Origin of the sequence: Cellulosilyticum sp. I15G10I2, from assembly GCF_900095725.1 — a bacterium.
Classification (GTDB): domain Bacteria; phylum Bacillota; class Clostridia; order Lachnospirales; family Cellulosilyticaceae; genus FMMP01.
Window position 1 is genome coordinate 84656 of sequence record NZ_FMMP01000011.1, and the last position, 14881, is coordinate 99536.

At 35.5% G+C, this 14881-nt stretch carries 11 protein-coding genes; 9 read left to right on the top strand and 2 right to left on the bottom strand.

Translation table 11 applies throughout. From position 1 onward, the window contains the following. The first annotated feature begins 177 nt into the window (after positions 1-177). From BN3326_RS12445 to pgmB, 5 genes are all read left to right on the top strand, one after another. Positions 178-1452: an extracellular solute-binding protein gene (locus BN3326_RS12445; RefSeq protein ID WP_069999573.1), complete on the top strand. Its 1275-nt coding sequence runs from the start codon at positions 178-180 to the stop codon at positions 1450-1452. 482 nt (positions 1453-1934) lie between these two features. Continuing rightward, entirely contained in the window at positions 1935-3161 is a 1227-nt protein-coding gene (locus tag BN3326_RS12450; protein ID WP_069999574.1) for a carbohydrate ABC transporter permease, read from the top strand. Between the two features lie 10 nt (positions 3162-3171). After that, positions 3172-4014, top strand: a complete 843-nt coding sequence (locus BN3326_RS12455) for a carbohydrate ABC transporter permease (RefSeq protein ID WP_069999575.1) — start codon at positions 3172-3174, stop codon at positions 4012-4014. 10 nt (positions 4015-4024) lie between these two features. Continuing rightward, positions 4025-6298 carry a glycoside hydrolase family 65 protein gene (locus BN3326_RS12460; RefSeq protein ID WP_069999576.1) on the top strand — a complete coding sequence of 758 codons (2274 nt, stop codon included), beginning with the start codon at positions 4025-4027 and terminating at the stop codon, positions 6296-6298. 16 nt (positions 6299-6314) lie between these two features. Beyond that, entirely contained in the window at positions 6315-6962 is a 648-nt protein-coding gene (gene pgmB, locus BN3326_RS12465) for a beta-phosphoglucomutase (RefSeq protein ID WP_069999577.1), read from the top strand. A gap of 72 nt (positions 6963-7034) precedes the next feature. Here the strand turns inward: pgmB and BN3326_RS22040 are convergent, their stop codons facing one another. Then, positions 7035-7184 (bottom strand): hypothetical protein, encoded by a 150-nt coding sequence (locus BN3326_RS22040; RefSeq protein WP_171903830.1) that lies wholly within the window; start codon positions 7182-7184, stop codon positions 7035-7037. 12 nt (positions 7185-7196) lie between these two features. Then, the gene (locus BN3326_RS12470) at positions 7197-7514 is read right to left on the bottom strand and encodes a heavy metal-binding domain-containing protein (RefSeq protein ID WP_069999578.1); all 318 of its coding nucleotides are present in this window, start codon (positions 7512-7514) and stop codon (positions 7197-7199) included. Positions 7515-7766: 252 nt separating this feature from the next. On the opposite strand from BN3326_RS12470, the gene BN3326_RS12475 reads away from it, so the two are divergent. From BN3326_RS12475 to BN3326_RS12490, 4 genes are all read left to right on the top strand, one after another. Beyond that, a complete protein-coding gene (locus tag BN3326_RS12475) occupies positions 7767-9470 on the top strand; it encodes a phospholipid carrier-dependent glycosyltransferase (protein ID WP_069999579.1) in 1704 nt (567 codons plus the stop codon). 348 nt (positions 9471-9818) lie between these two features. Further along, positions 9819-11315, top strand: a complete 1497-nt coding sequence (locus BN3326_RS12480; protein ID WP_069999580.1) for an SH3 domain-containing protein — start codon at positions 9819-9821, stop codon at positions 11313-11315. Between the two features lie 299 nt (positions 11316-11614). Continuing rightward, a complete protein-coding gene (locus tag BN3326_RS12485) occupies positions 11615-13780 on the top strand; it encodes a copper amine oxidase N-terminal domain-containing protein (protein ID WP_069999581.1) in 2166 nt (721 codons plus the stop codon). 107 nt (positions 13781-13887) lie between these two features. Further along, a complete protein-coding gene (locus BN3326_RS12490) occupies positions 13888-14646 on the top strand; it encodes a TatD family hydrolase (protein WP_069999582.1) in 759 nt (252 codons plus the stop codon). Positions 14647-14881: the final 235 nt, after the last annotated feature.

The window sequence follows — 14881 nt, forward strand, 5'->3', positions numbered from 1 at the left end:
AACACCTCTATTTAACTATAAGTTATAGATATATTATTCATTAATATTATAATACTTTTATTAAGATAATAAAATACTAATAAGTTTAAATGTTATAATATTATTCTATAATCACTTAATCAAATCTATATAAGTGCTTTATATTCTTTCGTATAAAAAAACCAAGGGGGAATTTCAATGAGAAAATGGTTAGCAATTTTAGCTGCAATGACAATGACAGTTTCAGGGGTAGGATGTGCTGGTGCTAATACGACACAACCGGCAGCAGAAGCTAAAGCAGAAGTAAAAACAGAAGCTGCGCCTTCAAAAGAAGAAAGTAAGCCAGCAGAAAAACAAAAAATTAAATTTGCAGTGCAAGCAGATAGTACACCTGCACTTGAAGCTCTTATCAGTACATTTAATGGGGCTCAAGATCAATATAGTGTAGAAGTGGTTGAGTTTACCAATGACTCGGGACAAATGCATGATCAGTTAATAACTTCTTTATCATCAGGCTCATCTGAATATGATGTTATGTCACTGGATGTTGTATGGGCAGGTGAATTTGCAGGTGCCGGTTATATAGAAGCATTAGATATGTTAATGGATGAAGCTGGACTTAAGATTGAAGATTTTAATGCAGGATCTATGGCATCCGGCAGTTATCAAGGGAAACAATATACAATGCCTTACTTCCCTGACCTTGGATTCTTATATTACCGTTCAGATATAGTAAGTGCAGAAGATGCTGCTAAATTAGATAGTGGCGCTTATACATACGATGACCTTTATGAGATGGCTGCAAAATACAAAGGTCAAAATGGAACAGAAGTAGGTTATGTGTTCCAATCCAAACAATATGAAGGTTTAACTTGCAATGTTGCAGAATTTACGGGTGGCTATACAAATGTAAAAGCTGGACTCGAAGCCATGAAAAAAATTGTAAGCTCAGATGTAGTACCAAAAGATATTCTAAACTATGATGAAGGGGCTACACATACAAGCTTTACAGAAGGAAAATCAGTATTTGCAAGAAACTGGCCTTACCAATACGGTATTATAAAAGGCGATGAATCAAAAGTTAAACCAGATCAAGTAGGTATTGCACCACTTCCAAATGGTGATGTTGTTGGTGGATGGTTATTGTCAATGAATAAGAAATCCGCAAATAAAGAAGGCGCATGGGAATTTATCAAATTTGTTGCAGGAGAAGAAGGGCAAAAAATCAACTCTACAAAAGGCGGTTATCTTCCAGGTGTTAATGAACTGCTTAATAATGAAGAAATCAAAGCAGCGAATGAACTCCTTAAATTCCCAGGTTTCCAAAAAGCACTCCAATCAACTGTTGCAAGACCTGTTAGCGCTGAATATGCAAAAGCATCTGATGCCGTACAAGTGAATGTTCATAAATTCCTATCAGGAAGCCAAGACTTAGACACTACAGTAGCAGCTGTTGAAGCAGCATTGAAATAGTATATAGATAAACTAGAAGTACTTTTTAGTTTAATAGATAACTAAACTTAAAGAAGACTAGTGAGGCTGGCAGGGAATGTTTTTGGCTCGACTCGGGCATGGCAGTGGCAGGCTGTCCAAAAACTAACTCAAACCTAAATAATTCAAAGCCTAGCAGGGGAGATTTTAGGGTTCGGAAGTTGCCTCTGGAGTATTTCGTTTAGAAAATCTTAGCAGTTTCTTCAAATGGCACTTAGCCGCACTGTATTGATCAACCGACTAAAGTCGGTAGCGAGTTTGCGGCGTTCATTTGAAGAAACTGCTTAGATTTTTAGAAATACGCAAGCGAGTAACTGGAGAATCCTAAAATTCCTCTGCGACCCTGTAGAAAATTATGACAGTAGTTTTCGGACAGTCTATTGGGTGGGAAGGAGGGAGAGACAATAACCATCTCCAGCCACCCTCACGAACCTTACTTATAACACTTTAAAGGGGGCGAGAACGTGGATAAGAGAATAACTTTCAAAGAATTTTTATTTATACTGCCTATACTTGCAATTATATGTGTTTTTTCTATTTGGCCCATCCTAGACTCTATTAAATATACAGTATTTGATTATCGGCTGAATGATCAACAAAATTCCAAGATGTTTTTAGGCAGTAGCTTTAATACAAGCAGCTTTAATGAAAATGCAAAATATGTGGCGTACTACCTAAAAAAGGATATGGAATCTATACAAGATAATACCCAGAAGCAAGAATTTGAAAGAATTGGTGCATATGTTAAGGAGATGCTTTTAACTTACGAAAGTCAAGATCAAAATATAAAATTATCTGGTAGTGAAGCTCACGAAATGGAAGCATTTATAAAAAGTGTAAGGGTAGATGTTACAAACTTGTATGAAGCGAATAAGGATGAGCAGTTAAGTAACAGGGAAAATATTCAAATGATTATTGAGGATCTTGAGAAATGTTTAATAAGCTCTAATTTTATAGGTTTAGGATCTTATGGGCGGGTTTTACAGGATCTAAGATTTTGGTCAGCACTTAAGAATACAATCGTATTTACGGTGATATCAGTCTCTATAGAATTTACCCTAGGACTTGCACTTGCTATGATTATGAATAAAGCAATGAAGGGGATAGGGATTATAAGAACAGTATCGCTTATACCGTGGGCTATCCCTACGGCAGTATCAGCGCTTATGTGGAGTTATATGTATGATGGAGGCAGTGGGGTTATTGCCAAATTATTATCGGTAATAGGTCTTGTCAGCAGCCCAGAACATCTTCTCTTAACAAGTACAGGGGCTATGGTATGTGCCATCATTGCAGACGTATGGAAGACAACACCTTATATGGCACTGCTTCTTTTAGGCGGACTTCAAACGATAGATAGTGGATTATATGAAAGCTCACAAATTGATGGTGCCGGTAAGATAAAAACGTTCCTGGCAATTACGCTGCCACTTCTAAAGCCTGCCATATTAGTTGCCGTATTATTTAGGACGCTGGACGCATTTAGAGTATATGATCTTATCGCTGTTTTAACAGGAGGCGGGCCTGGTGGTTCTACAGAAACATTATCTATTTATGCCTATAAAATTATGTTTGGTCAGACAAACTTTGGTTATGGTTCAGTTATTGTTATGATGATGTTTATATGTGTAGCTGCAATAGCGGCACTATTTGTTAAAGTACTTGGGGCAGATGTGATGTCAAAAAATTAGGAGGGATATAATGGATAAGACGCAAACGGTTAATAAAGTGTGGCAAATCGTATTTGTTGTATTAATTGCACTTTTTATGGGTATTATCATATTCCCATTCTTTTGGATACTGGTAACATCAATAAAACCTACAAGTGAAATTTTTGGTGAGGGTGCTTATGCGATTTATGCTGGGAAAGCAGTTGGAGACCATTATCAAACAGTTATTTTTGAGAAACAGATTCTTCGAGCCGTTTTAAATAGTTTTGTAGTAGCTGCTACTACTATGGTGTATGTTGTAAGTATATCGATTCTAGCAGCTTATGCCATCTCACGATTTAATTTTAAAGGAAAAAACATCCTGCTTGGACTTATACTTGTTATTTCTATGTTTCCGCAGATGATCGTAGTAGGTCCGATCTATAACTTATTTACTTCACTTAATCTTACAAACAGTTATTTTGTGGTGTTGCCCTATTCTACGATTACTTTGCCAGCAGCAGTCTGGATCATGGTAACTCACTTTAATAAGATACCGCTAGCTATAGAAGAATCAGCCAAGATAGATGGGGCAACACCCTTTGAGACATTGACAAAAGTAGTCTTTCCGCTTGCTGCACCAGGGGTATTTACAACAGCCATCATTACTTTTATTGCAGCATGGAACGAGTATCTTTTAACGATTACACTTAATACGAACAAAGAATATCATACAGTACCGGTAGCAGTATCTTTTTTAAGGAGTCAATTTTCAATACTATGGGGCCAGGTATCAGCGGCAACTGTTGTTGTAACCATACCTACGCTTGTTATTGTACTCTTGTTCCAAAAACAAATTGTATCTGGACTGATATCAGGCGCTGTGAAGGAGTAGTGAATTTGACATGATAGAAAATAATAAATGGGAGATTGTAAGCTGCTCCCTAGAACCATCCGAGCTTATTGTAGATGAAACATTATTCCACACAGCTAATGGCTATATTGGTGTGAGAGGCAACTTTGAAGAAGGGTACCCGAGCAAGTACGATACCATAAGAGGGACCTATATCAATGGATTTTATGATTTATCAGAGGTTAAGCATGGTGAGAAGTTGTATGGATTTATTGAAAGTAAGCAAAAGATTATTAATATTACAGATGTACAAGGGATAGAGTTATTTGTTGCAGGCGATAAATTTTCTCTATTTGATGGGGAAGTACTGGATTATAAAAGAACCTTAGATATGCGTACTGGCGTTACGAAAAGACATGTCGTTTGGCAATCGCCTAAAGGACATATCCTTGAAATAGATATTGTGAGAATGGCCTCTTTTGTAAAACCAGAATTATTTTTGATAGATTATACGATTAAGTCTATTAATTATGATGGGGAAATTGTATTCGTCTCAACGCATATTGGTGAGGTGTCAAACTACTTTAATCCACATGATCCTAGGGTTGCAGGAGAGTTTGAAAAGCACCTTAGTGTAACAGAAATAAGAAGAGAAGAACATGTAGATCTTATTCATTCAGAAACCAATGCTTCAGGTCTTAAAGTAACGAGTGCTGTCAAACATATTGTTTCTGCGCAGTGTCAAATAGAAAGCACCAGTGATACCCGGTCCTTAATATCTAAAATAAAGTTTAATATAAAGGCTGGAAATATAGAAAAGCTTACTAAGTATTGTATATTTACTGATTCTATAAGATATTCAGACTGCGCTCAGAGCGCGCTATGTGCCATGCATGAAGTAACCAGGATGACACTGTCTAAACTCTATCAGTCACAAGAAGACTATTTAAATGCGTTTTGGGAGATGGCAGACGTTAAAGTTGAAGGGGATGAAAAGCTGCAGCAAGGTATTCATTTTAGTGTGTATCAGCTGCTTCAATCAGTAGGAAAAGACAAATACAGCAATATTGCAGCCAAAGGATTATCTGGAGAAGGATATGAGGGGCATTACTTTTGGGATACAGAGATTTATATGCTGCCGTTCTTTTTACTAACGCATCCCAAGATTGCAGAAGATCTGCTTAGTTATAGATATGAAAAGCTTGATGCTGCCAGAAAAAATGCAAGAATGCTGGGCCACCAAAAAGGTGCCCTGTATCCTTGGAGAACCATATCGGGTAGTGAATGTTCGGCGTATTTTGCGTCGGGTTCAGCCCAGTATCATATTAATGCAGATATAGCTTATATGTTTGTACAGCATTATCTTGTCACTAAAAATATAGATTTTGTGGTAAGTAAAAGTGCAGAAGTGTTATTTGAAACAGCTAGATTGTGGATGGATACGGGGCACTATACAGGTGGCAGTTTTAGGATAGATGCAGTGACGGGACCTGATGAATATACATGCCTTGTAAATAATAACTATTATACGAATGTTATGGCTAAATATAATTTGAAGTGGGCAGTTAAGTGCTATGAACTTGTTAAAGTACATGGGGATCTGGAGTCCTTGGCGAGACGTATAGGGCTTAGTGAAGAAGAGGTTAAAAACTGGGGAGAAGCTTATCAAAATATGTATCTGCCATACGATGAAGAGCTAGATCTAAATCCTCAAGATGATACGTTTTTATCAAAGGCTGTATGGGATTTTCCGAGTACACCAGAGGAAAATTATCCGCTGCTACTGCATTATCATCCTCTTTATATCTACAGATATCAAGTATGTAAACAAGCGGATACGGTGCTCGCACACTTTTTATTAGAAGATGAGGAAGAACTAAGTACTATCCAAAATTCTTTTAACTACTATGAGAAAATTACAACCCATGATTCTTCGCTGTCAACGTGCATATTTAGTATAATGGCTGCAAAGCTGGGAGATGTACATAAAGCGTATGATTATTTTATTCAGACAACAAGACTTGATCTTGATAATACCCATCACAATACCAAAGATGGCATTCATACAGCCAATATGGGGGGGACCTATATGGGCATGGTATATGGCTTTGGGGGGCTTAGAATCAAAGAAACAGGTATTTATTTTAATCCCACCATCCCTGAGCCATGGGAACATTATACATTTAAAGTCTGCTATCAAGATAGAGTGATAAAAGTACATGTGAATAAGAGAGAATGTGTTTGTGAACTTATTGAAGGGGAAGCAATAGAGATAAATGTTAGAAATAATGCTTATGTATTAAAAGATGAAATTATAATAGTATAGAAACTTGGAGGAGAAAATGCACAAGAAATATAAAGCAGCCATATTTGATTTAGATGGGGTATTGGTTGATACGGCGAAGTATCATTTTCTAGCATGGAACCAAATAGCTGGTGAACTAGGCATTGCTTTTACCGAAAAAGATAATGAACGCCTTAAAGGGGTCTCTAGAATGGCGTCCTTAAATATTCTGCTTAATATAGGTGGACGGGATTTTACTGATGATGAGAAAAGAGAACTGGCAGATAGAAAGAATAAGATCTATGTCGCATACATTTTAAAATTAACGCAAGCTGATATTTTGCCAGGGGTGATAGACTTGTTAGAAAACCTAAGGGGGAAGGGGATTCAAACGGCTATTGGCTCGGCGAGTAAAAACACACCTATTATTATAGAAAGATTAGGGATCCAAAAGTATTTTCAAGCTATAAGTGACGGGAATATCATTACAAAAGCTAAACCAGATCCGGAAGTGTTTATTAAAGCTGCTGATATGCTAGGGGTAGCAGCAAAGGACTGTGTTGTATTTGAGGATGCAAAAGCGGGGGTACAAGCTGCTAAAAATGCAGATATGTATACAGTAGGGGTAGGTAAGAAAAAAGATTTGCCAGGAGCTGACATATGGGTTGCATCTCTTTGTGAGATAGATCATAATTTAATATTTTAAATAAATTTTTATATTAAATAAAAAAGTCTAAACCTAATTAAACATAGGGTTTAGACTTTTTTGTGTTCTTCTTTAATAGTTATCATAATCTTTATGTTTAGCTTTTTCGGATTTTCTTTCTTTCAGCCTTTGCCCTAAAACAACAAATAGAAAAACAAAAGCAGCAAATAAGCCGAGTCCCCAAAGTGCTAAATAGCCAACAACTAAAAAGCTCAAATTCATTTAACTCACCTACTATTCTGCTATGACAACTGCAGTGCCATAAGCTACCATTTCGGCAGCGCCGGTCATAATTGCAGAGGACATAAGTCTTAGTCCGACAATAGCATTAGCGCCAAGAGCTGTCGCTTCATCTACCATTCGGCCGATAGCGATTTGTCTGGCTTCTGTTAACATTTCATTATAGGAGTTTAATTCACCGCCAACTAATGTTTTGAAACTAGCTGAAATATCTTTGCCTATATGCTTGCTTCTTACGGTACTGCCTTTAACAAATCCTTTAACTTCAAGCATTTCTTTGCCAGGGATAGTATCTGTTGTAACAATAATCATAATGAAAACCTCCTTATTTAATAGCTGTTATAGTTTCGATGCAATATACAATATGTATGCCCGGGAAATAAAAGTTCTATTCTTTTAAGAGATAGACATACCTTTACCTTAGAATTATTATATATCAATAGCGAAAATAATGAAAGTTTAAAATAAGTTATACAATGAAAAGGACGTATATTTTATACCATAAATTCCTATAATCTATTAAAAGATAATAATGTCTAATCTTTATAAAAGGAGATATTATTCATGCAAATACTCAGTAATAAGAGCGTACAGTATACTTTAACAAAGCGAGATTTAAAGTGGATGATACTTATTGTAGTACTATATGGGAGCGTATCCTTTGTGAGACTGGGGACATTTAGTAATCCACAAACTTTTTGGAATCCAAGTATGGCCAGAGAGCGTGCTGTAGTGAGCTTAAATGAAGTAACTAGTGTTTCAAAGGTCAGGCATTTTACGGGACCTCGTTCTGGCATTTATAAAATGTACGGTTCTACAGATAATAAAAGCTTTAGTTATATTGGTGAAATGACACAAAAAAAAGTTTTTGTGTGGGCAGATACGAATATTAACTATAATTTGCGTTATTTAGCTTTTATAGCTGATAAAAATACAAGCTTTATGGGAGATATAGCTCTTTATGATAAAGAAGGTAAAAAGCTTCATGTCTATTTTGAGACGGATAATGCACAGGTATTAGTAGATGAAGCTGAGCAAGTGCCAGATAAAATCAGTTATTTAAACAGCATGTATTTTGATGAGATTTATCATGCTAGAACGGCTTATGAGCATGTTCATGGTATGGCAGCTTATGAATGGACACACCCGCCGCTTGGAAAGCTCATTATAGGTATTCCTATCGGTTACTTTGGCATGAATCCGTTTGCTTATAGATTAATGGGAAATATAGCAGGGATTCTCATGTTAGTTGTTATCTATATCCTTGCTAAAAGGCTGTTTGGATCTGAAAGATCTGCTATATTAGCTTGTGTATTACTAGCGGTGGATGGCATGCATTTTGTTCAAACAAGAATAGCTACAGTAGATAGTTTTCTTGCTTTATTTATTATGCTTTCTTACCTATTTATGTATCAGTATCTACTGTGCAAAGAGAATGAGAGATTAGGTATGAAGCTTAGTCATCTGTTTTTTTCGGGGTTATTCATGGGGGCAGCTATTGCTACAAAGTGGAGCGGTATGTACGGGGCCTTGGGGCTGGCGATTATATTTTTTGTGAACTTGTTTAAAAAATATAATCAGCACCACGGTACTATTTTACCCCAAAGGCATACTGGGATTATTATTATAAGCTGCTTTGTATTTTTTATAGTCATACCTTTGGGCTTATATGTGTTAGCGTATTTCCCGTTTTTTGATGTGCAATTTAACACAGAAGATAAATTGGGTGAATTCATAAAGCTGCAAAAAGCTATGTATAAATATCATGCGGGACTTGAAGCATCCCATCCTTTTGCATCACCATGGTATTTGTGGCCCTTAAATATAAAACCTGTTTGGTACTATAAAGGAGAAGTGCCAAAGGGATTTGTTGCAACTATAGCTGCAATGGGAAATCCTATTATATGGTGGAGTGGTATTGTGGCGGTATTTTATACGCTAAAAGAAGCTATCTATTATAAAGAACAAAAGAATGTTTATATTGTTATTGCTATTTTTGCACTTTATCTCCCTTATATATTTATAGACAGGGTAATGTTTTTGTATCATTATTTTCCAGTGGTACCCTTTTTGATTTTAGCTATTGTTAAGTTGTTAGAGGGGACAGCTTCATATTTTCAAAAACCTGACTTATTCAAATGGTATGGTGTCGCATCAGGTATAAGTTTTTTATTCTTTTATCCCATATATTCAGGAATGATTGTTCCGAAGGTGTATGTTATATTAACGAGATGGCTTGCGGATTGGCAATTTTATTCAGGATCATAACGGGTTATTAACAAGTTTTTACGGTAGACAAGAACAATGCCAGCCTAGTACTATAGAAAGTAGAGTAATATGTTTTTTAGTACTGTTTTTGCGAAGAAAAAATATAAAAAACTCAAAAATATTACGAAAATATTAAACGGTGAGTGATTATGTAATAATGGTAAAATAAGTATAATTTGTTGTTGAGGTTGTTGTGAAGTATTGCCGTTATGCCTTTTGTGTTGGCGGGGTATTGCTAAAAATGGAGCTTGGTATAAAAACCGTCTAAAATATTGACAATTAATAGCATATAAATTACAATAATTATGTAATAATTAATTAACAAATTTAATAAATAACGGAGGGCATATGAGACTGAAACATAAGATGCTAGCATGGGTTGCCGTAAGCGTTATAAGTATAGGGAGTATGAATACTTTTGCATCACATATAGCAATGATAGGAGAAGAAACGGCAATACTTACTAAGCAAAATGGACAAAAAGCAACATTAAAGCTTGGTGATAAAGTTAAGGTGCTTTTAGATGAAAACTTCCATCAAAGCAGTACAGCAACAATAGATATGGATGGTACATATGGGTATATTGAGAAGAAAGATATACAGATGCAGCAAATACAAACTAAAGTATTAACAGATAATGTCTATGTAAGAAAAGAACCGAGTACGGTTGCTGAGGTGGTTGTTCAACTTAATAAAGATGAGCGGTTAATAGCTTATCACAAATATACAGATTGGTATTTTGTAGAAACAATAAGCGGAAAAACAGGCTATATTTATGCATCACATATTAATGAAGAAAATTTATATTTGCTCCAACGAAAAGATATACATATATTTAATACCAAAGCTGCACAAGCTTTAGCAGGGCAGGCCGTTAAAGGCGATTTTTATACAGGAGAACGTTTGAATAAAGATCCGGAGGCGGCAGAGAATATTGCTGTTATAGCAGAAAAGTTAGCAGTGCTTATAACTAAGAATCAAGACGAGGTCTTGCTAAAAGCTGGAGACAGAATAAAAATGATTTTAGATGAAGATTTTCATCAAAATACTCTAGCGCAAGTCGATATGAACGGTACATATGGTTACATTGATAAAAAAGACATTCAAATGCAGCAGATACAAACTAGAATTTTAACAGATGGTGCTTTTTTGAGAAAAAGTCCAGCACCTAATGGAGAGGTTGTTAAGAAACTTGACAAAGATGAGGTAGTAACAGCATATTACAAATATGTAGATTGGTATTTTGTAGAACGCGAAGATGGTCAACAGGGTTTTATTTATAAATCTCAAATTAATGAAAGCAAGTTATATTTGTTAAAACGAAAAAGCAATATGAATGAGTTAAATATTTTCTTGGGTAAAGGGGCACCTGTAGAAGTGGTGACGTGGAGTGAAGCTTCTAAAATTTTGCCAAGAGGAGGCAATGCTGTTATAGAGGATGTATATACAGGAAAAAGCTTTAATATTAAACGAACTTTTGGGTCAAATCACGCAGATATTGAAACTTTAACTAAAGCAGATACAGAAATTATGAAACAAATATGGGGTGGTTTTACTTGGGAAAGAAGACCTGTTATTGTACATGTGGCTGGGAGGAGACTTGCCGCATCGGTTGCAGGAATGCCTCATGCAGGTAAAGACAGTGCGCCAAATTTAGCCTATGTAGGAGGCAGATCAGCTGGATATGGATATGGTATAAACCTGGATGCTGTAAAAGGAAACGGTATGGATGGCCATTTTGACCTTCACTTTAGAGGGAGCAGGAGACATGCTGATGGAAGAATAAGAGCTACCGTAGATTCTGTGCATCAAGCTGCCATTGATATAGCTGCAAAATATAAATAAAACATCATAAAATAGTATATTATTAAAAGGATATCAAAAAAAGATATCCTTTTTTTGATAGATAAATTAATTGTTATAACTAGCAAGGCGTGGCTTGAGAGACAAAGGGTGTAGAGTTATGTTAAGTGGGGAAAATTAAAGAGTGATAATCTGAATAAAAAAAAAATTGCATTATAATGTTTAATATTATGAGTTTTTGTACTATAATTTTAAGTAATACTATAGATTTCACATCACCTATTATTATGAATAACTAAAATTTAAAGATGTGAAATCTATATTAAAAAGGAGATGATTAAATGATGAATTGGTACAAAGGAATAGTATTAAGACTTTTATTACTCAGTGTATTATTGTTTATACCTAATGATGTTATGGCACAATCAGATAATACACTTACTAAAAATACGATAATTGAAGAAAAAGGATATCGTTTTTCTATGGAAGATGCAAATCAACTTAAGATTCAATTAAATGATCCTGTCACGTATAAAGGAGATCCGCTTTTTTTCTATGTTAATCTAGAAGGTGCAAAATGGCTGGAATCTATGAATATATCTGTGCCGCCCAGTTATTTTACAGCAGCAACTTTTAAGAAAATAAGTGATACAAAGTTAGAAGTAAGGATAGGTAATTCAATTGGCCGCAGTACATATTACATTCCGTTATTAACTGAACTTACCGGCGGAGAGGCAAAGGTAAGCATTGATGGCGGGGCAACTGAAATTAGTAATATGCCTCTTACTGTATTTGCTGTTACAAGTGACCAAAAAGCAGTTGTTTCTGCAGGCGATATGACAGCCGTAAGAGAAGAGGGGACTACTGCTAATATTAGAATAGATGAGATCATAAAAGGAAGCCTAACAGAAAGTGCCCGTGCGGAAAATAGAATAATAACCCTGACACTGCTTAATCCAAATTATGAGTTTGAAAATGATAAACCAGTTGTGACACCAGGAAGGGCCTATTATGATATGTTAGGTATATCAACGAACTATGTAAGTGTTGGTAATAAATCAGATAAGAGTGTTATACGCATTCAGTTACCTCAAAGATCAGATATTAAGACTCAGGGAAGTTTAAATATTTCTCAGATTAAAGTGAAAGCTAAGTCAAAACAGCTACAATTAGGAAAAGTTCAGATACAAGTTAGTGGGCCTGAAATCCAAGACACCATTATTACAGTTGCAGAGATTTTAGATTATAGTATTAATGTCAGCAATAGGCTTACTGCACCAAGTCAAATAAGAGTTGGCAGCAAAAACAATATAAGCTTTTCTATAAAAGAGCAGGTACTAGATAGTATGATCCCTGGTAAAACAGTAGAGGTCGTACTAAGTAAAGGATACTTCTCACCAAGGGCAAATGCCAGTATAACTGATTTAAAAGTAGAAAGTATTAAACTCAATAATCAAGATATTACAAGTCAAGTACCAGTTAATGCTATACAGAAGGAGGGCTTCTTAATAGGATTTAGCTTTGATGTACCAAAGGGTATCGATACGACTAAACTTAATGAAATACAATTTAATAATGTTTTAGTTTATGCGCCAAATGGCACCGAAGGAGAAGTGAAAATCAGGGCGAATATAGCAGGCATAATGGACGCGGCGAGTGCATCAGTAGCTGTTATTAAGCCGTTAAGTGCAGTGAATATTGAACCTATTAGATTAAAAGCAGGCGTAAAGGATCAAGTAGGGGGCAGAATTATTATCACTGAAACAGATAAAGATATGATTCAAGCGGGGATCATTGAGCTAGAAATAGAGAAAGAATCAGGCATATCTTTTCCAAAAGAACCTATTGTGACTGTTATAACAGGAGATATTAAGCTTGGCGATGTTAGATATGACGGTGTGAATCCAAATGTGTTAAAAATAGATGTACTGCGTACCTCACGAAATGCTTCAAGTATTGAGATTAAGAATTTCGTAGTTACGGCAGATGGAACCGTGCCGGATGGTGGGTATAAACTAACGATAAAAGGAAGTGCTATTGCTCCTGATATAGCATCAGGCGCGTTAGAGTATAATAACTTTATGATCATTGGAGCAGTTCAGATAGATGTAGTGCCTACTGCACCAGTCCAAAAAATTATCTCACAATTTATTATCGGCAGTGAAGCTTATGATGTAAATGGAGAAAAAAGAAACATGGATGCAAAGGCTTATTTAGAAGGAGGAAGAACTATGGTTCCTCTAAGATATGTGGCGGATGCCATAGGTATTACAAGTCGAGATATTAAATTTGCAAGTAGTACTGTAACACTTTTGATTCCTGGGCAAACCATTGTATTATACGATGGGGAAAGTATAGCCAAGGTTAATGATAAAGAACTTCTTATAAATGGCAAGGTTATTGTTAAAGAAGGAAGAACCTATGTTCCGGTAGCGGAAGTCGCAAGACTTCTTGGAATAAAAGTAACATGGATACCTGAGACAAAAACGGCTATTTTTGAGAAATAATAATTAGTTAAAGTCTTTCGCAAGGCTGGTACTTCATGTACCAGCCTTGTTTATTTTGGTAAAAAACATTAAAATAGGGTTATAAAAGAGATATAAGGAGAAAAAAGATGTATTTTGATTCACATGCACATTATGATGATGAAAGTTTTGATGAAGATAGAGAGGTGATACTTAATAGTATGCCTTTAAATGAAGTAGATTTTATCGTTAATGCAGCTGCTGATATGGCATCTTGTTATAAGGGGATAGCATTAGCCGACAAATATTCTTTTGTTTACTGCAGTATAGGTGTTCATCCTCACGAGGTGAAAGATTTACAAGAGCATGCAGTGGAAGAGTTAAGAAGTTTAGCAAGTAGAAAAAAAGTAGTTGCAATAGGAGAAATCGGGCTGGATTATTATTATGATTTCTCACCGAGAGATGTACAAAAAAGATGGTTTATAAAGCAGCTAGAACTTGCCCAGGAAGTAGAACTGCCGGTTATTATTCACAGCAGAGATGCAAGTGGGGAGACATTTGATATCATCAAGCAAAGTGGACTTAAAGAGGGGGTGATCCACTGCTTTTCGGGCAGCGTGGAACTTGCTAAAGAATATGTTAAAAGAGGGTTTTATATAGGGATAGGAGGGGCTTTAACTTTTAAGAATGCTAAAAAGACAGTGGAAGTTGTAAAAGAAATACCCATTGAAAGTATACTTATAGAAACGGATGCCCCTTATTTAACGCCAGTACCTTTTAGAGGGAAAAGAAACGATTCTTCATATTTAAAGTATGTAGTGGAAAAGATCTCAGAAATTAAAGAACTAGATGTCCATGCGGTAAGTGAGATAACTTGCCAAAATGCAAGAAAATTATTTAGGATATAACAGTAAATCGACATATAAAAAAATAGGAAATACGTAATAAAAAAACAGCTTTTGTAAAAAGCTGTTTTTTTATTTTTGTATACATATACTAAACTTTTAGGATATAATAATTAAATTTTATGAGGGGGAATAGATATGGAATATTTGCTAAAAAATATGAAAAAATACAAAAAAATGGATAGCAATCAAAATGTCTGTTAAAAAATGTAAAGTGATGCATAAAATTACAAACAAG